This window comes from Paenibacillus sp. KN14-4R (genome assembly GCF_052180255.1).
In the GTDB taxonomy this organism is placed as follows: domain Bacteria; phylum Bacillota; class Bacilli; order Paenibacillales; family NBRC-103111; genus Paenibacillus_AM.
In genome coordinates this window covers 121,857-145,122 of sequence record NZ_CP197466.1, presented here as the reverse complement: position 1 = coordinate 145,122, position 23,266 = coordinate 121,857, and the positions used below count along the sequence as shown (strand labels likewise).

Below are 23,266 nucleotides of genomic sequence, written 5' to 3'. Positions count from 1 at the left end.
CACCCTTAATTCACAGGATTGGAAAAAAGTTGTTGGAATACTGGCTCAATTTCGTACTGCATTAAATCTCCTACAGTTACATAATCCTGTTCCGCTAGAGCTCGTTCTAGTTCCACAATATGTGGCTTAATCAAACTTAGAGAAACCCTTAATGACTCTTCACATACATGGAACTTATCTGTTTGCTTGATCAAAAGAAGTGCGAACTCCAATGATTTATACAACCAATCTAACCCTTCCATAAACAAACGGAATTGTTCCCATTGTTGTTCATTCATTTCCCCATAAAAATACTCTGAAATACTTCTAGTACCCTTCACGAACAATATATTATATTCTTTTATAGATGCAATTAAATTGGTTAAATGTTCCTCAGCTGAAACAGTGCTCACTTTCACACATTGAATACGATCAAACATTTGTTCAATTGCTAGTTCATAATTGTCGTAATAAACTTCACCATCAATCTCAACAAACGAAATATATCTGTTTTGTAGATTTATACTCTCTAATTCTTCATTCCATTTCTCCTGAAATAAGGAAATATCCTGAAATGAGTGATTCATACTATTATTATCTATATATATTTGCATCACGATCAACACCTTCATCATAGTTTACTATTACTATCGGTCATTCTAATCTAGATTTGTATAGTGCATGGTAAAAACGGACTCCAAATAAACATCCAAATTTTACCTAAAAAAACTCCTACGGTATTTCAACCAGTAGGAGCTTATCTTAATTACGTTTATCAAAAAATGCACTTTCGGGTGCATAAGCTAATTCATATGCACTTCGTCGGATCTTAGCACGTTCTAATTGCTGAATTGAATCACTTGCTTCCTGACGTAATAGCTCCATACGGGCAAGGAAGAGATGTTCATGGTTCAAGACTTGCATAACTCTTGCACGCTGATCTAATGTCGTGTCTTGATGAAGCAACTCTTGCATATTCATAACAATGGATTCACGTTTGTCTACGAACATTGATATTTGATCTGCATCCATATAATCTAACTGATTTAATGCCTCGAATGTTATCTCCTCTAATTGCGTGATTAAATTATCCATTCTGTGAACCAACTACACCTAAGCTTGAAGCCAACTTAGCTGCTTGAATCCAGGTTTCTTTGAGTTCAATTAAATATCCCAATACCTCCTCAGCAGGCTCAACCACTTTTTTCACATTCGCTTTGATGAGTAATTGAATATAATATTCATAGAGCGACATGAGTGAATCCGCTATAGGAGAACTGCGATCCAATGTAACCATAAATTCTTTTATAATATCTTGAGTCCGATATAAGTAGCGGTTCGCATCCTCATAATTTTGATTTTTCATTGCTTCTATTCCAAGCTTCGTGAAACGAATAGCACCATCACATAACATAATGAGTAATTGCGTAGGAGTTGCCGTCTGTACAGCCGTTTCCAAGTAGCGATTCTTTTGTTGTTGAGCACTGATCATCCTTTTATTCCCTCCAACTACCTATTTACCTCCACCAAATTGACTTAATAGATTAGAACCTTGTGCCTGCAGCTTACTCATCGCTGATTCCATTGCAGAAAATTGCTTATAATAACGCTCTTCAATCTGTTTAAGTCGTGTATTTCCATTCTTAATATCATTGTTTAATCGAAAAAACTGCTTACCCATTGGACTATCATCGGACGCATCAACTGCCACAAAAGCACTTCCTGCACGATCCTTTATTTTACTAAGTGTTGACTGCATCTCATCATACATACGCTTGGCAATTCCCACATCGGATACATCCTTATCCCCATTGCCTTTAGCAGTAAATATTTGAGCTATGGCATCAGGGTTCGCCTTGATTGCATCCTTTAATTTCTGCTCATCTACGTACAATTTACCATTATCCATGTAGCTCGTACTTGTAATTCCAATCGATGCTAAAGTGTTGTATTTGGCATCATCACCTTCTACACGACTAATCGTGATTAAGCGCAATTTAGAGATCGCATCATTCAGAATGTCATTATTCTTAAGCGTACCACTTTTCGCTTTCTCTTCCCACTTTTTTATCTCATCTTCTTTCATTTCTTTACGCTGATCATCTGTTAATGGCTTAAAGGCACGATATTTCGCTTCACTCACTTGATCTTGAAGGGCTTTCAGCATTTCATTGTAATCTTTTACAAAATCTTTGACTTTACTAATAAGATCATCTTCATTCACACCTGATGTAACCGTTACTGGACCTGTTGTTTTCCCATTGATCGTAATGGTAGTGCCGTTCACATCGAATGTATTACTTGTCCGAGTTGTCTTAATTCCATTAATAGTAACATCAGCATTTACCGCTTCTTTGTGCTTCGTTAGCTGCAAGGAATCTGTTAAGAATGCGCCATTAACATCGATTGTATCCGCATTTTTATTAGCACCATTAACTAATCCCGTTTCCTTTGATACCAAAGAGATTTTACCTGTCGTTGCATCAAAGTAAGCATTCACATTCGTTTTGGAATTAATTTTGTTAATCACATCATTCAATGAATCTTTTGTTGGATCAATATCGATCTGAACGCCATTAATCGTTTGCGGTAAATACTCTCGGTTCGTATCTGAAACTGGCTTAGCACTATCAAAGCTAGAATTTTTTAAGGCAGCAACCGGATCACTACCAAAATTTTTATTTTGTGATTCCAATGATTTAGTAGGATCTATCGTTTTCCCTGCTGCATTAATTCCTACATTGCTTTGCACATTAGCCGCTGTTGCCAATCCACCAACTGCAATTGCAAAAGAACCTGTTGCTGCGTTCGTATTCGCTTTCGCACTAATTGCTGATGCATCCGCACCTGTGACAGATGTACTTCTAGAAGAGAAAGTCCCTTCTAAGCGATATTTATGTAATTTATTATCATGGAAATCGAGAATTTTCGAGTTGATGCTTCGATATGCTTCTCTCTCCCATTGAAGTGACTGTTTTTTCTGAAATAATCGGTTTACCGGTTCACGTTGTGCTCGCATTAACTTTGCAATCATATCTTCCGTATTCATTCCTGATGCCAATCCACTTATGCGTTCAACCATTATTTCCCCTCCTTAGTTGGTGTTGTTATCTCCGCTCGTCTACGAGTATGCCAGCCATTTCCCAAACCTTCGCAAGAAAATCAAGACTCTTCTCAGGCGGAATCTCACGAATCACTTCTCCTGATTCATTATTAATCACTTTTACCATGATCTGATTTGTTTTTTCATGAACGGAGAAGTTAAGTGATGTAGAAGCACCCTGCATCGCCTTAATTGCACGATCAATCGCTTTGATGACTTGTTCTTCGCTGATTGGTATTGGCTGTCCCTGTGATTCTGCAACCTTCAATTCCTGTGAAGTCTTGATTTTCGGTGTAGATACCTCTTTAACCGTTGCTTGCTGATTTCCTGAAATGGATTGATTTGAAGTTATGTCACTATTTACTTGCTGCGCAGATCCTCCTGTTGGGAAATTAACATTCATTGTAATACCCCCATTTTTAACTATTATTATTTTATATCGGATAAAACAAAGGATCCTATTAGAGTAAATCTATGGGAGCACAAATTTATTTAGATAAAAAAAGAGACCCTAGATGAACTAAGGTCTCTTTCCTGATTCCGTTAAGAATTAACGAAGCAATTGCAATACGCCTTGTGGCTGTTGGTTAGCTTGTGCTAACATTGCTTGGGAAGCTTGCGTTAAGATGTTGTTCTTCGTGAACTGCATCATTTCTTTCGCCATGTCTACGTCACGAATACGGGATTCAGCAGCAGACAAGTTCTCGGAAGAAGCTCCCAGGTTATTGATTGTGTGCTCTAAGCGGTTTTGTACAGCACCCAATTTGGAACGTTGAGTGGATACTGTTGTAAGAGCACTATTAATTTTAGTGATTGCAGAGTTAGCAGCTGTTTGTTTTGTAATATCGATACCAGCTGCGGATTCAGTCTTAGTAGTTGCTACGTTCAGCGTTTTAGCATCCATAGCACCAATATTTAACGTAATGCTTTGTGATGAATTTGCACCGATATGGAATACCAATCCTTTAGTTGCTCCTGATTTGGAACCATCCAAGATTTTTTGTGTATTGAACTCAGTTGTATTTGCGATTCTGTTGATTTCTTTAGCCAATTGATTTACTTCATCTTGAAGCGCAGTACGGTCTGTAGTCACGTTAGTATCATTCGCGGATTGTACAGCAAGTTCACGCATACGTTGCAAGATGCTGTGAGTTTCGTTCAATGCACCTTCAGCTGTTTGAATCAAGGAAATACCGTCTTGAGCATTCTTGGAAGCCATGTCCAAACCACGGATTTGACCGCGCATTTTTTCGGAAATTGCTAGACCTGCAGCGTCATCGCCAGCACGGTTAATTTTAAGACCTGAAGACAATTTCTCGATATTTTTTGCAGAAGATCCTGTGTTAATACCCATTTGACGGTGTGTATTCATTGCTGCTAAGTTGTGATTGATAATCATTATTTTCTTCCTCCTTGAAGGTGTCTGTTAGTACCCCACATCCTTGTGGGGCCCTCACGGCTTGCTAAGGTCGGCCGCCCTCGCAAATCGTTTATACTTTATTTATCGTAATTCCATCTGCGGAAGTGAATAGCAAAATTTATTTTTTATCAAAAAATTTTAAATCTAGCGGATTAACGATAGTTCTTGCCGCTTCTTGGTTGGATTGTTGAATGGCAAGGAACACTTCTTGACGATAAATGTCGATATGCTTCGGGGCGTTGATCCCAATACGAACGGAATCACCTTCTGTGTCCAGAATAGTCACCTCGATGTTCCCATCTATGACGATCGTCTCGCCTTTCTTACGTGACAATACTAGCATGTTGATTCACCGACTTTCGTGGGTGATTTCGTATCCGATGCTGCTTGAATAAGAGGGTGCTTAGTTGTGTAAGATGTCTGGTGCAGCACAATCTGCTTACCCTTACGTCTAACTGGATTTATAATAATGGGAGCTAATAGGTTAATTGTCGCGCTTTGCAAACTTTCCTGTACCGTTACAATCACGCGCACTTGTACATCCATAGGTCCACTAACCTCAAGCTCGGCTTGTGCTGCTTCGCTCAATTCGAACTCATACTCACCGTAGAATTGAAAAGGATCTGCCATTAAGAAACTCACTTCAGCACTGTCAGCACTCTGTAAATAAGCAAATGGCAAGCTCTCGTCTGGTACAACGACTATGAAGTTCGTTAACTCTTCAAAACCAGGTAGTCCATGAGAAAATTCAATCATTCGCTCTTCTGTTATGTTCATTTCACCAAAATGTATAGTTTCAATCGTTAGCACCAAGATCATCCCCTAGTATCAAGTTATCTTCATATAAAAAATAGCCATAGACTCTCATCCATAGCTAATTATATCGCAATTGATTTAACGCAGCACATCGATCTGCGGCGGGGTAAACTGAATTTGCTGATATTGAATCATATAAATATCCAGCTTCCCACTATGACTATTCACAATCGGATTATTCACTTGTGTATCGATCGACAACTGCCCATCTTGAACACGAATATCTGGCTTATGAGGGATGTAATCAATGTCCACGTTATCAAAAGATGCATCGCCCAGATAATTGAATTCATTGAACTGCTGCGGTCTAAAAGCTGCAAGCTCAACGAACGCATCCGCCTTATTCTGAATGGCTGCCATCCGATTCCCGTCTTGTACGATACGAGCAACGCCTTCCATCCCAACGCGGCGTGCTTCTTGATAAATGCTCTGCAGCATTTTCAAGGTGCCACCAGCACCTAAAGCATCCCACGCACGACTCTGGTCAATACGCAGCTCACCATTCTCACTATGGATATCCAGCTGAGGACGGGTAGTCTTCATCTCCATCGTCGCCCTCGGTTGCTCGATATCGAGCACTCCACGATTCGCAACAATTCCAAGTTTGGCATTCTGAGTGTGTATCTGGACGATCGGGGACAATTCCATGATCTCCCCTCCTAATAAGTTAGAATCTAGCTTCTATCTGAGAAAGTCGACAAGACTTGGCTGGATAATTTTTGAACCTGCGGATAAAGAAGCTTGGTATATATTTTCATTCTCTTTCATATGCAAAATAACTTCGGACATATCCGCATCTTCTGTCTTGGATCGAAGGCTTGTCAGGTTTAACTTGATATCTGCAAGTCGGTCCTGAGACAATTCAATGCGGTTTGCCTTCGCACCAATATTCGCACGAGTCTCAAGATTTTTATCAATACGACTATCGAATCTACCGAGTGTACCCGATATAGCGGAGAAATTAACGGGACTACCAGGTGGATTCGGTACAAGAAGTCCACTTAAGTCTTGCAAAATTTTAAACATGTTGTCATTATCACCCGGGTTACCGAATACTTCGTTGCCTGTCACGTTAACTTCCATCGTAACGCCGACACCTGTCTCAATTTTAATTTTGCCGTTGTCTGTTGATTCACCAGAAGCATTGGCTTCCGTGTATGGCTTTACATCCGTTACTTCCCCATTAAATACATATTTACCATTGAACTGGCTGTTCCCAATGCTGACTAGCTGACCATAAAGCTGCTTAATCTCACTATTAATAGCTTCAAGGGCAGCATCTGGATTGGTGCTGTTAGAAGCCTGAACAGTTAGTTCTCGTGCACGGTCCATGACTTTACCCACTTGCCCCATCATCGTATCGGAATAATCCAACCACGAAATCGCATTATCCACGTTCTTCTCATACTGATCATTCACAGACAGTTCGTTCCGATAGCGCATGGAGAAGCTGATACCCACTGGATCATCGGAAGGCTTGTTAATTTTTCGGCCTGTCGATAATTGATTCTGAAATACTTGTGAATTATTTAAGTTCTTATTCAAGTTGGTTAGCAATTGCGAACTCAACATATTCTGCGTAACTCTTGACGCCATGCGAATGCCCCCTCAAGCTAGATTATTTATCTACCTACAATTCCCATACTATTGATTACTTTATCTAACACTTGATCATAGGTTGTCATCGCACGAGCTGCTGCATTGTACGCATGTTGAAACTTAATGAGGTTGGACATCTCTTCATCTAGGGAGACACCGCTCACTGACTGGCGATAAGACTCAATCTGTTGAACGAGTAAGTCCTGATTCGCTGTCTGACGCTTCGCTTCTTGGCTAAGTACCCCAATACTACCTACAACTGAGCGTAAATATTCATCGAGTGTACCTGCGTTCAGAACTGCCGTTCCAGATCCTGTTGGGTCATAATCAAACTTCTTATCTTTCATCCCTGCCATTAATAGGGCAAGTGAATTGTTACCTGTTACTACCTTTTCCACTCCACCATCCATGTAAGTACGCATGGAGGAAGCGATTTTACCAACGTCAGCTACAATTGCAGGGTTCACAGTAATGCTCTCTGCTGTAATCTCAGTTGCACCTGGCTTCATCGTAAAGAACAAGCCGCCTTGGGAAAGTGTCTTCTCGCCGGTATAACCGAGCTGGTGCAGTTGGTTAAATCCTTTTACCGTCACCTCAGTATCCTTCGTCAACGTCCCGGATACACCATCAATGACAACACCTTTAGGTAGAACACTACCTGCTGGCAGCGTGACCTTAATGTCCCCGCCAACGAATGTCTTCACCATGTTATCTATCTGATCACGGTAACTCTTCACCAGCGTATCGCGTGAATAGACAAGACCGTATACTTCACCACTTTTCAGCGCGCCACCTTGTGCATTCCCAACCAAGAAATCGCTCGTAACATTGACTTCAGGCTGTTCATTTGCTGAATTTAGCAGCTCCACACCGCCCATGGTGATGTTGTAACCTGTCGAATCTTCCATCATCTCAATATTGATAATTTTCGACAAGTCATCCATCACAACGTCACGCTGATCGCGAAGATCATTGGCATGATCGCCTAGGCCTTCAATGCGGTAAATTTCTTTATTTAAACTCGCAACTTCGCGAAGCATCGAGTTAATTTGAGTAGCTTTGACAGTAATGTTATCGGATAAATCGCGTTCAAAATCTTTAAGCTGTGTAGCTGTATGATTGAAAGCTTCCGTCATCGCAAGTGCGCTTTCTTTTACAACGGCACGAGCACTTAAGTTTTCTGGTGCCTTGCTTAGCTCTTGCCATGAATTCCAGAAATTCTGAATTACTTGGCGAATACCAGAGTCTGAAGGTTCGTTCACAATGTTCTCCAGCTTCTCAAGGGCAAGCTTCTTCGTTGACCACTCACCTAGGCCTTTATTTTCATTGTAAAATTGATGATCGAGGAATTGATCCCGGATCCGATTAATGTGGTCGAACTCGACACCTTGTCCCATTTGACCCGGAACCGTACTTCGCATCATGCCATAAGCCTCAAGTGGAGTTGACGCCACCATATTAACTACTTGTCTAGAAAATCCGCGTGTGTTCACGTTGGATATATTATGACCTGTCGTCTGCAAGGCCGCTTGTTGCGTGAACAGACTTCGTTTGGAAATTTCCAATCCGGTAAATGTAGATCTCATTGGGATACCCCCTCCATGTTAAGCTTTTGCATTAAATAAACCAACGCGAGTGCCTGTCTGCTTCTGCATAGCCGGATGCTGATAAGTGACTTCGTTCTCTGGTGATCCGACGAGTATATCAAGCGAATAGTCAATAAAGGCTAAGGATTGCTTGATCATTTCTTGATTCAGTTGATTCACGGTCTGCAGCTCTGCAATTACCTGAGATAGCTTTTCTTGCATTTCCGTAAGTGATTGCTTTTCTTCTGCTTTATAAATAATGCGAATAAGGTCGCTGATCGTTACTTTTGGATTGGGATGATAGCCACGCTTGACCAAATATTCACCTACAAAATGCAAGCGCTTCTGATCCAGTTCACTAACCTGCTTAATCCAATTGTTCTCTTTATGAATAATGCGATTAAGAGCTTCAACATCATTATTAACGAGCAGAGGGGTCTTCTCCTTGGCTAACGAAAGTAGTTCGGTATGGATGATAGTTAGCTCCCCCATAACCTCTAACAGATCTGTAATGGACATGATCGAAAACCCGCTCCTTTGTGCTTCTTCTTCATTTCACTGTCTTTCAAGACGGATACGTTTTACTTAATAAAAGGCAGCATTTTCTCTGCGATCTTGCCTGCTTCTACTTGGTAAGTCCCCGTTGCAACGGCTTGCTTCAGCTCTGCGATACGTTCTGTTTTATTCGTTACTTTATTTTCCAATAATTCCATTGCTTCAGGCGAAATTTGTACTTCATCTTTACGTGATGAACGATTCAAATCACTCTGCGCTCTAGCTTCACCTGCCCGTTTATATGGATTCATCGCCCCAATACGGTGTATGTCGCTGATCTTCATGGAATTTCACCTCATCTTCCAACAAAAAAATAAATAGCCGATAACATTTAATTCTATTATCGGCATTTGGTAATGAAAACTTTATATTCGATTATTGACAAAATGCTACCTGCGATTATTTAAGCGATCTTGGATGTTAAAAGAAAGCTTCGAATCGTCCTCTACCGCTGCTTTTCTATGCTGTTCATCTGCTTGAACATTTTTGAAATCTTTTGCTAGCTTCGATCGGCAAGAATCGCACATGATGTTGTCTCGTATAGGAGTTGAGCAAATCTCACACGGGTAGGTCATGTTCGGGTGTCCAGCTAGCGAAATTCGCCCTTCCCTCACAAACTTCGTAATTTGCTTCACAGTGACTCCGGTCACGTCGCTTAATTCATAAAGAGTGGCTGTCTTGTGTTCTCTGAGGTATTTAACACAAATATCGTACTGCTCTTCAATCTTCTGATAACAAGCATTACATATATCCCTTATCCCCTTTACAAACACACGACCGCAGGTTGGGCAATTTGAAACATTCTGGTAGCCCATCATTTGTTCCTCCCTTTTGACTAACAATAGCGTTGCATCTATTTTATCGCAATTTATCGTGCCCATGTCAAGCCATATACGGTAACAAAAGGAACACTTTCATGAATAATCGTTGCGCACTGCTGCAGTGTACTTCCCGTTGTATACACATCATCAACGATATAAATACGATACGGGTGATTGGAGTTAAGTAATTCTAGCTGATCCTTCCCTTGTCTATCAAAAGAAAAAACATGCTGCAAATCCAGTAGACGCTCGTTGCGAGATTTTAAACTTTGCTTTTCCGTATGACGATTGCGCTGCAGTAAGGGGATGACAGGCATACTTAATTTTTTCCCAAGACTTCGTGCCATTTGCTCGGCTTGATTAAAGCCTCTCTCGGCAAAACGCGCCTGACTAACCGGGACATACGTTAAAACTTCTTTTGTTTGAGGCGGTGATGGCGCTGCTTGCTGGATCAAGGCATACGCATAACAGAGCATATCTGACATAGGTCCGCATAGCTGCTCATCACCTCGATATTTGTAACGGGCTAGTATTTCCCGCATTTCCTGATTGTATTGAACCGCACTGCGATTCATGGCAAGAGAACGATCGAGGTTGCGCGGGCAATCTGGGCAATATTCATAACGACCACATGTTGGGCAATGAATTTCCCGAATCCACCCTAAGCTGGTGTAGCAAGGCTGACATAAACCAAAATGATCGGATTGGAGATGGGCTTCGTTGCTGCAGATGATACATCGATTTTTAGTCGGTGCTAGGAAGGTTGAGAGATGGCGAATCCCTAGCAAATTTTTTATGTTTTTGAAGAATGAGACGGGGGAAGTAATCGTATGAACCTCCTTGTTATTGGGGATGATTGATTAACCATTATTTTAAAAAGTCTTGCTTTCTCGCAATTTTGTTCATGCTCTTGATATGGGCAATTGCAGTATGCTGAGATCGGGTTCGTTCCTTTGCGGCAAAATATACGTTTCCTGCTGGATCATCTTTGGAGCGTCCGGCCCGACCCGACATTTGAACAAGTGCAGCTTCGTCAAAAAGCTTGGTATCCGCATCAAGTATGAACACATCGGTCTTCGGCACTGTAACTCCGCGCTCTAGGATTGTGGTTGTAACGAGCATGCGTATGGCACCACTTCGGAATTGTTGGACTTTTTCGGTGCGTAGGGGGTCTTTGGATGAGGTGCCTTCGATGACAAGTGGACCAGCTGACTCTTGGGGCACACGGGGCGATTGAGCATTAGCATCCACTGACGCCTGTGAGGGGAAATATTCCCCCTGCAAATTATTCCGCAGCAGATGCACAAGCGGCTCCACCATCGCGATGCTCGGCACGAAGATGAACAACTGCGCTCCGCGCGCAAGTGACGCGCGGAGCTTCGCTTGCAGGGCGGGCGGCAGCTGCCCCGCCCCCAGCACCCGCTTCAGCGCGGGAATGGCCAACTGCCCGGGTACGGGCAGTGGATGGCCGTGGAATCGCGCTGGAACTTTAACGTGAGGGAGCTTGCCCCTCACGGCATCTCTTTGCAACGCCTGCGGCGGCGTTGCGGAGAGCAGCAGTGTGCAGCCGCCGGGCTTGCACGCGTTGTCTGCGGCGAACGCGAGCATCGGGTCGCCGTGGTAGGGAAATGCATCGAGTTCATCGATGATGACGAGATCGAAGGCTTCGCGGAAGCGGATGAGCTGATGCGTGGTCGCAATTGTGATGGGACCTGTGTCCCATCGCTGGTCGCTGCTGCCGTAGAGGACGACGACGGCTTGATCCGGGAACGCCCGCGCAATGCGGGGCGCAAGTTCAAGCACGACGTCCCGCCTAGGCGTTGCAATGAGGACCTTGCCCCCTTGGGTAAGGGTATACGCCACAAACGGGAAGATCATTTCCGTCTTCCCGGCACCTGTTACCGCCCAGATCAGAAAGTTTGATCTGCTTACGTTATTCCTATCAAGCTGCATGCCATTTTCATGAACAGACAATAGATTCCCACTTAACCAGCCCAAACCAGCAGTAGCCGCAGCGGATTGTGCAGGACTCAATCCCCATGGCGCAGTGAAGCCCTGCAGCTCAACCTCAGTAGGGGATGCGCCTACAGCGCTCAATGTTCTTGATGCACCCTCCGTTCTATCCCATTCCCTAGATTCCTCTCGAACCCCTCCACCCTCGTCTACCACTCCTGCTATCTCCCTCTGGCCCATCCCCACTCCTCGAATGAGCATCGAGCAAGATCGAACCCTTCCCATCGTGAGACAAGCTTGACAGTATGCACATGCCCCTCCGCAATCTACACATGAAGTTCTATGAATGCGGTCCTTACTTGACCCACATCGCTTACATGTATAATTACGAACTTTTTTCCAAATCAAAGGTCGTTCTCGATGTTCAAACTCTTCCATCCCTTTCTCCAGCACAACGTCACCGCGCAGCGCTGCTAACTGAATATAGGATTTCCATCGTTCTGACAAATGCACATCCTGTCCCAATTTGCTGCACACGCTATCCACCAGAGACTGTACTTCCGTCTCCAACAAGGCTCGTCCCGCTAAGGCATGAACAAACATCCGGTACTCATATTCATGCATGGACAGCTGCTGCCTACTTTCGGCTTCATCTACCCTAACTAGCCGCCACTTCTGCGCGCCAGCAGATATCTGACACGCCGTTAGAGCAGCTTTTAATTGCGCTTGTAAAATCTTAAGTTCCTCTGTGGAAACGACCTCCGTTACCTCGTTAGGTGCACTTATCGTCGTTCTAGGAACTGGCCTTATGAATCTTGAATTTGCACGCAGTTGCTCACATAAACGAAGGGCTTGTCCATAGGGAAGAGAAGGTTCTAGCATGACCATGCCAAGATCGGCACGATGACACTCGGACCTATATTGAACATCAACCCTCACATCTAATGAGAAATCCCACGTCCATCCTTCATGCAGCTTTACTGCATAACATTGAACGAGCATAGATCACCTTACCTGTGAAGTATTTTGATTATTGAAAGTTGAATGTGATAAATGGAGATAAAAGGGTATGGGTTACGGTTTCACTTTCTGCCCATCAAACTGCGCCTCTCGGGCAGACGATGGCTAGATCATGGGGGTAGTTGCGGATAATTTCATCTAGAGGTGTAGGGGATGTGTGACGGTGTACCTCTAACGAATATTGATAGGCTAATCGCTCAATGATCTTCAAGGTATCGTCGGTCGAGCAAGTATCGATGATAGTTGCCGAGATCGTACGTCCTCGCAGCCACGAGGAGAAGAACAATGAGCGAAGAACCCATTCTACTTGCTGTTGATTGTTGCTAGTTACGACTATCACCCGCTGCGGCGGAGTCGTTTGCCATTTACTCATTGCATAATAAAGATGTATCAGAGCGACACATAAGCCGTAGCTTCCTACAATCAAGCCTAAGCCGATCCACATGGTGCCTCCCTCCTTTGGAGCAATATATGCCGCCAAGAAGTGAGAGGTTCCGTGCACTCCCTTTAGTCGATGAAGTTGTCTAGCGTTTACAAGGTCACCCAGCCATACTTGATCGCGATAATAACGGCCTGCGTACGGTCATCAACTTCCATTTTTTGTAAAATTGAACTTACATGATTCTTCACTGTCTTTTCACTTATGTAGAGGAATTCTCCTATTAACTTGTTGCTCTTGCCTTCAGACATCAAACGCAGCACTTCAGATTCACGCTTCGTTAGTGGCGAACTTGGAGCATGTACATACTTTATACCATTCTCACGAACAGCTTCCCCTGGTCCTACGACTCCAATATCATCGAGGTAAGTCATCCGACGCAATTGATTGATCAACTTGCCTGTAACCTTCGGATGAATATAGGCATGTCCTGCTACGACGGAACGAATCGCATTAATTAATGACTCCGCTTCCATATCTTTCAGTAAATATCCAGATGCGCCTTTACGCAACGTCTCGAATACGTAACTTTCGTCGTCATGAATCGATAGAATGATCACTTTGATATTCGGAAAAATAACCTTCAGTTTCTCAGTTGCAACAACGCCGTTCTCTTCCGGCATATTAATATCCATTAGGACTACATGAACGTCATTTTGAAGGATGTTGCACAATTCAAGCGCTTGAATCCCATCACCCGCTTCTCCAATCACTTCCATATCGTCTTCCATGTTAATAATACGCTTCAAACCTTCACGGAACAGTTGATGATCATCGGCCAGAATGAGCTTCACCTTATTCTTCACGTTGCTTGCATTATCCATCGGTGTTCTCCTCCTTGTTCTGCGGTCGAATCGGAATTTCCATGTTGATCTTCGTTCCCATGTTAATTTCGGACACGATCTCCATCTTACCTTCTAACAGATCCAGCCGTTCTCTCATTCCGAGAATTCCGAAATTAGCACCCTTTGCAATGATTTGCTCGGTCTTTCCAACATTGAAGCCAATTCCGTTATCCGTGAACTTAACCGTAATGAAGTCTAGTCCGAACGTAAGCTCCACTTCAACAAACGTTGCCTTCGCATGCTTAAACACGTTACTGAATGCTTCCTGGATCAATCTAAAAATCGCTGCTTCCATTCCAGAAGGCAGCCTCATTTCCTTGCCTTTCACTTCAAGCTTCGTCAGGATACGTGTACGCTCTTCAAAATCCTGTGCGTACTTACGCACAGCCGGTACTAGACCTAAATCGTCCAGCGCCATCGGCCGGAGATTAAAGATCATTTTACGGACTTCTTCTAATCCGCCACGCACTTGACTCTTCAGTATTTGAAGCTCTTCTTTGACGACATCATACTCTTGCTTCACAAGGAGCCGTTCTGCAATTTCACTGCGCAGCACAAGATTCGCCAGGGTCTGGGCCATTCCATCATGGATCTCTCGAGCAATTCGGCGCCGTTCTTCTTCTTGAGCCAGAATAATCTTCAGTCCCAGCATCTGCCGGTTCTTCGCCGTCTCTAAGATTTGTGAAACTTCACTTAAATCACCTGAAAGATACCCAAGCACAATGTCCATTTGAAAAACGATTCTCTCTGCTCGCTGCACGAGCTTATCGGAGCTTTTGATCCTGATTTGTAACTCATCACGTCTTGTTCTAAGATGATTTTCCTTCTCGCGCATTAAAGTAAGCTGAAGCTGCATCAAATTCGCATTATCGTAAGCTGCCTTAATGTCTACTTCATGAAAACGTCTGAAATCACGGGAAACCTCCGACAGTCGTATGCGCGACCGCCGAAGGTCCAGTTCCAGCTTATCGACTTGATCAATGGTCTTGATCGCCTCTGCTTTCACTTCTTCCTGCTCTTTCATCAGTTCAGAACGCTCATCACGCGCATGCTCTGATATATCAAAAATTTGATATTTACTAGTCTCCATCACTTCGATAGCACTCTTGATGACTTGGTCGATCGCATCCGCTTGCAAGGCCAGGCAGTCTCCTTCACTATAAATCTCTCATTTGTCTATAGTAACATATTTCCTTATTGTTGAGACTGCCCAAAAAGTACTATTTATTTACTCTAATGTGATCGTGCGCGTTTTCGGGTCCCAGCCTACTTTCCAGTTGAGGTATTCCGAAACAGCTCGAAGAGGTACCATCATGCGACCATTAATAATTTGCGGACTCACGTCAGTTGCCACTTTTTTACCAGTGAATGAAATATCCTTGTTCCCATTCCAAAGCTGTACGAGCTTGTCGCCATACAGAATCGAAGCTCTCCAGTCATTCGGATCCCATTTCACTTCTCCGCCGAACGATTCCATAATGAAACGAATAGGTACTAATGTACGTTGCTCTACTTCAACAGGTGCTTGGTCCAGTGTAATGGCTTTACCGTCTAGGTAAACTGTCTTCTGATCTAATGTCAATTTCACTTTCTTCTTCGGCGGTACAGCTACTCCACCTTTGTAGACAAATGCAATATCATCGATCAGCATCTGACCTTTTAGCTCACGCTCATCGGGACTTTCCGCAGGTGTGGCTACATACACATTTTTAATTGTAAAAGGATACGTTAGGTTGTATTCGGCTAGATTAACCTCAATTTCCTTCCAACCTGTCCAATTTACATTTTTGGAAATATCAATTCGGTTTAAGTCTCCGTCACCATCAACGACCTCAGCGCGAACCCAGTTACGTGAGTTATCACCAAATACTTTAAGTTTAATCGCTTGTGGGCTGCCTTCAATCGGTGCGCCATTCTTATTGTTGAAGTCTGCATAAACTGCTTTATTGCCTGTTCCTTTGGAGAAATCATAATTGATTTCTAGGCTCTTATTCCCCTTGCTGTCCTTGTTGGTCGTTACACTGCCCTCAACTTCAGCCGGGTACGTGCTGCCATTGGTAAGTACAGCTGTGTTGTCCATGTCATACCATATTTTCTCGTATCCAGAGGATAGCGTGTACATCGCCGACATGCCGTCATAGGATGCAATGACTTGTACCGTCTTCGCTCCGTCTAAGCTGCTTAATTTAAGCTGACCGTCTTTAATCTCGCCTTTATTGCCTTTCACTTCCCATTGCAAGCCTTGTGGATCAAGTGTCTTCTTACGGCCTTTCTTATCTGTAGCGGTTACGGTGAACTTATATGTCTCGCCTTCTTTCAACACTTGGTTCGAAGACGTTATATTCAATGACGCAAGATCTTCCTTGCCGATCACACGAATTTCCTTGGACTGCTTACCGTTACCTACTTCTGCCGTAATCGTCGTCTTGCCTACTTTTGTTGGAATAAAAGTCGACCCTGAGAACGATCCGATATTTCCTGTTGCTGACCACTTCTGGCTCACAGACTCATCTACTGTCATTGGATTGTAGTACTGGTCATAGCCTTCCATTGTGAATGTAACACGCTCACCTAGGAATACTTCGCTTGGTCCTTTGAGGAACAATGCTGCAAGGGTGCCTTTTGGCGCAAGTGAGAATACACCAATCCCATTCACGACAGGTCTTTGGTAGCCGCCGCCTTCAGGATTATTCTTAAGAGTTGGTTCTTTATCCCCAAGTTCACGAGACACCATCTGCGTCGAACCCCCACCATCAAGGTTCACTGCCTTCCAAACGCCAATACTAGACATGAATGATTGCAATTCCTTGAATGACATGCCGTCACTATTCGAGTTCTTATCTACTGTGATGATATAAGCTGTCTTCTTATCTTTGGAATATCCAAGCGCTGTACGTGCGCGATAGCCATTGAGATCAGACACATCACGCGAGAATGCAGTTGGCTTGCCTTCGTCTAGTAGAATCGAGTGTCCACCAATCATCGTTTTAAAATAATCCTTGTCATACACCTTATCGCCACTTTGGGACGTGAGCTGGTAGTCGACTTTTAACGGATCACCAATTTTCAAATGAGCCTTTGCATATTCCCCTGCTTTACCACCTGCACGGATAATGTAGCCATCTTTCGGTGCAACCACTTTAAGCACGGTATCAATCGCCATATCTACAATCACACCGTTACGAACTAAAATTTCTGTTGGAACCGACTTGCCATCATTGGAGCGGTCTTCCTGTGCCCAAGCATCCGTGTACAAGAACATGCCGTCAATATGACTGTGTGTGCCATCGTCGTACCAGTAATACGTCTTGTTCACACCATCGAGCTTATGCGTAGAGCCATCCTTCGCTGTAATCGAGCCTTTGAACGCAAAAAGGTCAACCATCGGCTCATTGTTCTTCGTCACTGCAAAAGCGTACAAACCTGTCATATTATCCGGAGTTGACGCCATCAACTTCCCATCTGTAATTTGCGGGCCGATTGGCACACCTTCAGCTTGTGTGTTAAAGAAGTCACCATTCACACCCGCAACGGCTCCGGACTCCTTCGCCATACCAAGCACCGTTTGTTTCTTTGTAAAATTCCCACCTTTACCTGTCATGGTGTCGAGCTTCACATTCGGATTCGTTAAATCCACTTCGATTACATTTGCTTTAGTCGTGACCTTCTTGTTGCTTCTTGTCGATGTCCAACTGTAATCTTTCATTACTGCGCCAGCTGTAATCATCTGGCTATAAATTAAATCTACTGAATCTGCTTTAGCTTGTGGGATACCGACCCACGTCTGACAAATCATTGCAACGGCTAAAGCTCCGCTTAACACGCGCTTGCGTATTTTCATGCTGCTTATCCACTCCATTCTCTTTTCGTCTTTTATGTACGTAAATTAATAGACTCCTAAATATACCAAAAGGTTACGGTTTTGGGACAAGGAAATTATTAGCAAAATTGGAACGAGGCGTTTTACACCCCAAAATCCCAATGATATAATACAAACCGAGAGGTGAGTCCATGCTATTCCATTCGCCAAATTTCCTGGTGTTTTTCATCCTTTTACTTATACCGTACTTCACTTTCCGCAAAAATAGGCTGATTCTGCTAGCCATCGCCAACGCCGTGTTTTATGGGTTTTCCGGTATCGGCATTCTACTCCTATTCGTTGCGATGTGTCTGATCACGTTCGTGATCGTTCATGTAATGAAGCGCCCAGGACTAAAGTGGACGTTCTGGATCGCCATTGCACTCAACCTAGCAAATCTAATCTTCTTCAAATACAGTGTGTTCGCCCTTACAACCATTCAGAAACTAGCAGGAACCGATCTGCTCATCACACAATGGGCGCAGTCGAGCATCGTCGTACCGATTGGGATTTCGTTCTACACGTTCGAATTTCTATCTTACTTAATCGATGTACGTCGCGGGCATTCCACGCCTACACGTTCATTCGTGAAGTTCTGGATCTTCGTCTCTACCTTCCCGCACTTAATCGCAGGGCCGATTATGCGAGGGGACGAGCTGATTCCGCAGCTAAATGACTTACCTAACAAAAGAATCCCTTGGTCTGACATCCAATACGGCGTCTACATGTTCCTCATTGGTATGGTGAAGAAGGTCGTTATCGCGGACACCATTGCCACTGTCGCAGATGAGATTTTTGTCAAAGGAACCGCCATGACAGGCACAGAAGCTTGGATTGGCGCGACAGCTTTTGCCTTCCAAATCTATTACGACTTCTCCGCCTACACCGACATGGCTGTTGGGCTAGGCTATATATTGGGACTTCGGTTCATGAAAAACTTCAATGCACCTTACTTGTCCGCAAGCGCCAAGGAATTCTGGGATCGCTGGCACATGACACTATCCCGCTGGATTAAAGACTATATCTATATTGGACTCGGTGGTAACCGTAAGGGAGCTGTTCGTACGTACGTGAACCTATTCGCGGCGATGCTCATCTCAGGCTTATGGCACGGAGCGTTGTGGACATACGTCATCTGGGGCGCGATTTGGGGGGCATTACTTGTGATCCACCGTTTGTCGCTAAAACTCAATCGTATCGATTGGATCCAGAACTTGCGTTCTAACCGCGTGTATCACGTGGCTGCTGTCTTTATCTTTTTCCAAATTACAATCTGGACTTGGGTCTTCTTCCGGGCGCATAGCATGACGTTAGCCCTGGATATGACACGTAAAATGCTCCATCCTAGCAGCTGGCTTCATGTCGTACAGACACCTGCTTTCGTCTGGATATGCGGACTATTCCTCCTGCATATCTTGGAATACTTGCTGCGCAAATACGAATCGACCGCAGGCCGCTTCTGGCATGCTGTGCCGTTCCCGATCCGCAGTGTCTGCTACCTGTGTATCACCCTGGTCCTTATTTACTACATGAAGGGGGAGAAATATGGATTCATCTACTTCCAATTCTAACAACCGCCCCCAAGGTGAAGAGGGAACATTAGTAAGATCTCGTAGGGACAAGCATCGTAATCCGAAGAAAAAGCTAGCATGGGGTCTTATCGGATTCATTATCCTGCTCGTTCTAAGTGAAGTGTTCGTGTTCCGTAATCTCAACTTCTATGTACCCGAGAAGAAATTTATTAGTCAGCTCGCCGAGCTGGATCATTCATTCCGAGCAGCTGATCACAACGCCATTGATACTGTCATATTCGGGGATTCGCAAAGTATAGACGGGCTGCGCCCTGAGATGCTGGCTAATGCCGCTGGCATGAAGCCCGAGCAATTGTTCAACTTTAGTCTATCTGGTGGTAAAGCTTTTGAGATTTACCACACCTACTTGAAATATAAAGATCAGATGCCGAACATGCGCCGCGCGATCGTTGTCGTGAATGAACATCAGATCAACAATGCCGAGCCTAAAGCCGAGCAACAGCCGATGTTCCGCTATTATGCGGGCTTGCAAGATCGGCTTAGAGTCATGAATAAAGATAACTACGGGGACTTGCTAGTCGGTTACGTTCTGAAATCGTTCGATCTACGTACAATATGGGCAGGCATCGTCGACCAGGCGTTAGATCCAAAGAAGAAGCTATCGTTTGAAATTTCATTACACCCTGGCGGCATTGCACCGAACACTGTAAAGGGTGACCTCTCCGCTGAATTAGCCAAAAATAATGTTGACCGTTGGATGCAGAATTATGATACAAAAGGGATCTTAACCGATTCATTTGAGTCACTCATACGTGACTTGCGCGCTCAGGGGGTCACTGTGACCATCCTGCGGATTCCACGAACAGATCGATTTGAACAAGCCATGCAGAGTGGCTATGCCTTACAACAGCAACAATTCCACGACACCATTCGCACGATCGCTAACCGTTATGGAGCTGAATTCGAAATCATCTCTAACGAAGCGCTGCAGACCGAACAAGACTTCCGTGATGTGAATCATTTGAACACCAAAGGAGCAGAGTGGTTGTGTCAGCTTGTGGCGAGTAAGTGGTTGAAATGAAGAACTTAATTTAAACAAAGAAGAAGCGCACATCCTATTGGATCGGATGTACGCTTCTTTTATTATGATGTCTTGATTATCTATTTAATTCGTCTCAAAGTAGCTTCTTGATCAAGAGAACGATAGGAAAGTAATTCAATGATGCGGTGCTGTTGCTCCTGTACGACCTCTATGCGTTTTACTATCTCATTCGTTTCTAGCACAACTTGCAAGATTTGTTGTTGCACTTCTTTGATCGATCTGATATCTTCTTTCATCGATTGTTGCTCTTCTTTTATCGATGTGATATCTTCTTTCATCGATTGCTGCTCTTCTTTGATCGATTGGATATCTTCCTTCATCGATTTTTGCTCTTCTTTGATCCATTTGATATCCTCTTTCATCGATTGCTGCTCTGCTTTAATCGACTTGATATCTTCTTTCATCGAACTTATGTCTTCTTTGATCGGCTTCAATGCATCTTGAAGAACTTCTTGCAGCATTTCTTTCAGTCTTTCCATACAATCCCCTCTTCCGCTTTACGATTCATCTTAGGACCTGCTAAGTTTAAGTTCACCACATCTACTCGATAGGGAATAAGAGATTCTTCTAGTTCCGTACGCAGATCGCTTAACACTTCCTCAGCATCCGAGGAATCATACCAAATGGCCACGTCGATATCCGATGTCCTCTTCTCTTTTCCATGCGCCCACGAGCCTATTAAATAAACACGAGCCGTTGTATTTGAAAATGGGGCGAGAACTACTTCTTTTACCATCTCCAAAATATGCTCACGCGTAAGATTTTCAACTGGAAAGATCACTTTCTCGCCCCCCTATTCGGAATATCCATTATTAGCTATTATACACCAAATCCACTCATTTTTTTCTCGCAAAAAAAGCCCGAGAACAATGTCCCGGGCTGTTGTTTGTTTCCTATAAAACCGTATTATTGAAGAGCGTCAGCTTTAAGCGCTTCTGCTTTGTCTGTACGTTCCCATGGAAGATCCACGTCTGTACGTCCAAAATGGCCGTATGCAGCCGTTTGCTTGTAAATAGGACGACGTAGGTCAAGCTCTCTAATGATGCCTGCTGGACGCAGGTCAAAGTGCTTGTAGATCAACTCAACGAGTTTATCTTCGCTCACCTTAGCCGTACCGAATGTATCAACCGCAATCGATACCGGTCTAGCAACACCAATCGCGTAAGCAAGTTGTACTTCGCAACGATCAGCAAGGCCAGCAGCTACGATGTTCTTCGCTACATAACGAGCAGCGTAAGCACCAGAGCGGTCAACTTTTGTTGGATCTTTACCGGAGAATGCGCCACCGCCGTGACGAGCATATCCACCGTACGTATCCACAATAATCTTACGTCCTGTTAAACCAGCATCCCCTTGAGGTCCACCGATAACAAAACGTCCTGTTGGGTTGATGAAATACTTCGTATTCTCATCCAAGAATTTCGCAGGAACGATCGGATTAATCACGTGTTCCTTGATATCCTTCTGGATTTGCTCCAAAGTTACTTCTTCCGCATGTTGTGTGGACACAACGATTGTATCTACACGTACTGGAACATCGCCATCATACTCAACAGAAACTTGAGTCTTACCGTCTGGACGCAAGTAAGGAAGCGTACCGTTCTTACGAACTTCAGACAAGCGACGAGCTAGTTGATGGGAAATAGAAATTGGAAGCGGCATAAGCTCAGGTGTTTCATTTACTGCATAACCGAACATTAAGCCTTGGTCACCTGCACCAATCGCTTCGATTTCAGCGTCAGACATGTTGCCTTCTCTAGCTTCTAGAGCTTGGTTCACACCTTGCGCGATGTCAGGGGATTGCTCATTAAGCGATACCAGAACCGCACATGTTTTATAATCAAAGCCAAACTTCGCTCGTGTATAGCCAATATCCTTAACCGTTTCTCTAACGATTGATTGAATATCCACATATTCCGATTGGGATGTGATTTCTCCGATTACCAGTACTAATCCTGTTGCTACAGAGACTTCACACGCAACACGTGCATTCGGGTCATTCTTAAGAAAAGCATCAAGTACAGAATCAGAGATTTGATCACAAATTTTATCCGGATGTCCTTCAGTTACAGACTCCGATGTAAATAAACGTCGACCGCGTTCAAGCGTCATTTATATCGACCTCCCCAGATCAAGTATAGTATATGCAAAAAGACAAAAAATGAACCTTTTCCCGGGTGGAAAAGGTTACAGGTATGACCTTCAGGAATCATAATACGTGATTTGTCGATCCATGTCAATGCGCCAAATTCAGAAAATGATGTTAATTATAACGTGAATAACGTATCCTCTGCTTGCTGGATCAAGCGCTTCGTAATTGAACCTCCAATATGTCCCATATCACGTGACGAATAATTACCCCAATAATCCTTAGAACCAACTGAACCCTGCACAGCACCAAGCTCGGAAGCAAATTCCGAATTCACATCTCCAAGCGCCGATCCACCACCATATAAACCCATCTCTGCTGCGATCTCATACTTCATTGCCTGCAAAGCCTTCTGTGAACCGGGTACAAGTTGTCGATTTCTAGCCATTAATAAATGCCTCCTTCATAGATGAATTACATTTATTATGGCTGCAATCCGCGTTCTCACACGAATAAGAAGTTGTCAGTTGGGGTAAAATTTATGTGAA

At 43.8% G+C, this 23,266-nt stretch carries 26 protein-coding genes; 2 read left to right on the top strand and 24 right to left on the bottom strand.

Annotation, left to right across the window (positions count from 1 at the left end; translation table 11 throughout):
• Positions 1 to 5: 5 nt before the first annotated feature.
• From ACSBOP_RS00710 to ACSBOP_RS00615, 20 genes are all read right to left on the bottom strand, one after another.
• Complete coding sequence (locus tag ACSBOP_RS00710) at positions 6 to 596, bottom strand: hypothetical protein (protein WP_442602617.1); 591 nt, start codon at positions 594 to 596, stop codon at positions 6 to 8.
• Positions 597 to 741: 145 nt separating this feature from the next.
• Positions 742 to 1,074, bottom strand: a complete 333-nt coding sequence (locus tag ACSBOP_RS00705; protein WP_442602616.1) for a hypothetical protein — start codon at positions 1,072 to 1,074, stop codon at positions 742 to 744.
• Complete coding sequence (gene fliS / locus ACSBOP_RS00700) at positions 1,067 to 1,471, bottom strand: flagellar export chaperone FliS (RefSeq protein WP_442602615.1); 405 nt, start codon at positions 1,469 to 1,471, stop codon at positions 1,067 to 1,069. The genes ACSBOP_RS00705 and fliS overlap by 8 nt, the downstream gene beginning before the upstream one ends.
• Positions 1,472 to 1,492: 21 nt before the next feature.
• A complete protein-coding gene (gene fliD, locus ACSBOP_RS00695; protein WP_442602614.1) occupies positions 1,493 to 3,061 on the bottom strand; it encodes a flagellar filament capping protein FliD in 1,569 nt (522 codons plus the stop codon).
• 25 nt (positions 3,062 to 3,086) lie between these two features.
• Positions 3,087 to 3,485: a flagellar protein FlaG gene (locus ACSBOP_RS00690; protein WP_442602613.1), complete on the bottom strand. Its 399-nt coding sequence runs from the start codon at positions 3,483 to 3,485 to the stop codon at positions 3,087 to 3,089.
• Between the two features lie 147 nt (positions 3,486 to 3,632).
• On the bottom strand, positions 3,633 to 4,481 hold the full coding sequence (gene hag / locus ACSBOP_RS00685; protein WP_442602612.1) for a flagellin Hag: 849 nt from the start codon (positions 4,479 to 4,481) through the stop codon (positions 3,633 to 3,635).
• Between the two features lie 139 nt (positions 4,482 to 4,620).
• On the bottom strand, positions 4,621 to 4,845 hold the full coding sequence (gene csrA / locus ACSBOP_RS00680; protein ID WP_442602611.1) for a carbon storage regulator CsrA: 225 nt from the start codon (positions 4,843 to 4,845) through the stop codon (positions 4,621 to 4,623).
• Positions 4,839 to 5,312, bottom strand: coding sequence for a flagellar assembly protein FliW (gene fliW, locus ACSBOP_RS00675; protein WP_442602610.1), 474 nt, complete (start codon positions 5,310 to 5,312; stop codon positions 4,839 to 4,841). Before fliW ends, csrA begins: the two co-directional genes overlap by 7 nt.
• Before the next feature lie 84 nt (positions 5,313 to 5,396).
• Positions 5,397 to 5,966: a DUF6470 family protein gene (locus ACSBOP_RS00670; protein WP_442602609.1), complete on the bottom strand. Its 570-nt coding sequence runs from the start codon at positions 5,964 to 5,966 to the stop codon at positions 5,397 to 5,399.
• A 33-nt stretch (positions 5,967 to 5,999) separates the two neighbouring features.
• Entirely contained in the window at positions 6,000 to 6,914 is a 915-nt protein-coding gene (gene flgL, locus ACSBOP_RS00665) for a flagellar hook-associated protein FlgL (protein WP_442602608.1), read from the bottom strand.
• 26 nt (positions 6,915 to 6,940) lie between these two features.
• Positions 6,941 to 8,503 carry a flagellar hook-associated protein FlgK gene (flgK, locus tag ACSBOP_RS00660; RefSeq protein ID WP_442602607.1) on the bottom strand — a complete coding sequence of 521 codons (1,563 nt, stop codon included), beginning with the start codon at positions 8,501 to 8,503 and terminating at the stop codon, positions 6,941 to 6,943.
• Positions 8,504 to 8,521: 18 nt separating this feature from the next.
• Positions 8,522 to 9,022, bottom strand: a complete 501-nt coding sequence (locus ACSBOP_RS00655) for a flagellar protein FlgN (RefSeq protein ID WP_442602606.1) — start codon at positions 9,020 to 9,022, stop codon at positions 8,522 to 8,524.
• A 62-nt stretch (positions 9,023 to 9,084) separates the two neighbouring features.
• Entirely contained in the window at positions 9,085 to 9,342 is a 258-nt protein-coding gene (gene flgM / locus ACSBOP_RS00650; protein ID WP_442602605.1) for a flagellar biosynthesis anti-sigma factor FlgM, read from the bottom strand.
• Positions 9,343 to 9,447: 105 nt separating this feature from the next.
• Positions 9,448 to 9,876 carry a TIGR03826 family flagellar region protein gene (locus ACSBOP_RS00645; RefSeq protein ID WP_442602604.1) on the bottom strand — a complete coding sequence of 143 codons (429 nt, stop codon included), beginning with the start codon at positions 9,874 to 9,876 and terminating at the stop codon, positions 9,448 to 9,450.
• Positions 9,877 to 9,926: 50 nt separating this feature from the next.
• Positions 9,927 to 10,454: a ComF family protein gene (locus ACSBOP_RS00640; RefSeq protein ID WP_442602603.1), complete on the bottom strand. Its 528-nt coding sequence runs from the start codon at positions 10,452 to 10,454 to the stop codon at positions 9,927 to 9,929.
• A 292-nt stretch (positions 10,455 to 10,746) separates the two neighbouring features.
• Positions 10,747 to 12,345 (bottom strand): DEAD/DEAH box helicase, encoded by a 1,599-nt coding sequence (locus ACSBOP_RS00635; RefSeq protein WP_442604330.1) that lies wholly within the window; start codon positions 12,343 to 12,345, stop codon positions 10,747 to 10,749.
• A gap of 583 nt (positions 12,346 to 12,928) precedes the next feature.
• A complete protein-coding gene (locus tag ACSBOP_RS00630; RefSeq protein ID WP_442602602.1) occupies positions 12,929 to 13,297 on the bottom strand; it encodes a glycosyltransferase family A protein in 369 nt (122 codons plus the stop codon).
• A gap of 86 nt (positions 13,298 to 13,383) precedes the next feature.
• Positions 13,384 to 14,115, bottom strand: a complete 732-nt coding sequence (locus ACSBOP_RS00625; protein ID WP_442602601.1) for a response regulator — start codon at positions 14,113 to 14,115, stop codon at positions 13,384 to 13,386.
• Positions 14,108 to 15,274, bottom strand: coding sequence for a sensor histidine kinase (locus tag ACSBOP_RS00620; protein WP_442602600.1), 1,167 nt, complete (start codon positions 15,272 to 15,274; stop codon positions 14,108 to 14,110). The genes ACSBOP_RS00625 and ACSBOP_RS00620 overlap by 8 nt, the downstream gene beginning before the upstream one ends.
• A gap of 90 nt (positions 15,275 to 15,364) precedes the next feature.
• Positions 15,365 to 17,977, bottom strand: a complete 2,613-nt coding sequence (locus ACSBOP_RS00615; protein WP_442602599.1) for a stalk domain-containing protein — start codon at positions 17,975 to 17,977, stop codon at positions 15,365 to 15,367.
• Positions 17,978 to 18,147: 170 nt separating this feature from the next.
• On the opposite strand from ACSBOP_RS00615, the gene ACSBOP_RS00610 reads away from it, so the two are divergent.
• Both ACSBOP_RS00610 and ACSBOP_RS00605 read left to right on the top strand, forming a co-directional pair.
• Entirely contained in the window at positions 18,148 to 19,566 is a 1,419-nt protein-coding gene (locus ACSBOP_RS00610; RefSeq protein WP_442602598.1) for an MBOAT family O-acyltransferase, read from the top strand.
• Positions 19,541 to 20,608 (top strand): SGNH/GDSL hydrolase family protein, encoded by a 1,068-nt coding sequence (locus ACSBOP_RS00605; RefSeq protein ID WP_442602597.1) that lies wholly within the window; start codon positions 19,541 to 19,543, stop codon positions 20,606 to 20,608. The genes ACSBOP_RS00610 and ACSBOP_RS00605 overlap by 26 nt, the downstream gene beginning before the upstream one ends.
• 80 nt (positions 20,609 to 20,688) lie before the next feature.
• On the opposite strand, the gene ACSBOP_RS00600 is transcribed toward ACSBOP_RS00605, so the two are convergent.
• From ACSBOP_RS00600 to ACSBOP_RS00585, 4 genes are all read right to left on the bottom strand, one after another.
• Positions 20,689 to 21,108 (bottom strand): hypothetical protein, encoded by a 420-nt coding sequence (locus ACSBOP_RS00600; protein WP_442602596.1) that lies wholly within the window; start codon positions 21,106 to 21,108, stop codon positions 20,689 to 20,691.
• Entirely contained in the window at positions 21,096 to 21,410 is a 315-nt protein-coding gene (locus tag ACSBOP_RS00595) for a nucleotidyltransferase domain-containing protein (protein WP_442602595.1), read from the bottom strand. Before ACSBOP_RS00595 ends, ACSBOP_RS00600 begins: the two co-directional genes overlap by 13 nt.
• Before the next feature lie 125 nt (positions 21,411 to 21,535).
• Positions 21,536 to 22,741: a methionine adenosyltransferase gene (gene metK, locus ACSBOP_RS00590; protein WP_442602594.1), complete on the bottom strand. Its 1,206-nt coding sequence runs from the start codon at positions 22,739 to 22,741 to the stop codon at positions 21,536 to 21,538.
• A 155-nt stretch (positions 22,742 to 22,896) separates the two neighbouring features.
• Positions 22,897 to 23,166: a small, acid-soluble spore protein, alpha/beta type gene (locus tag ACSBOP_RS00585; protein WP_442602593.1), complete on the bottom strand. Its 270-nt coding sequence runs from the start codon at positions 23,164 to 23,166 to the stop codon at positions 22,897 to 22,899.
• Between the last annotated feature and the right edge of the window lie 100 nt (positions 23,167 to 23,266).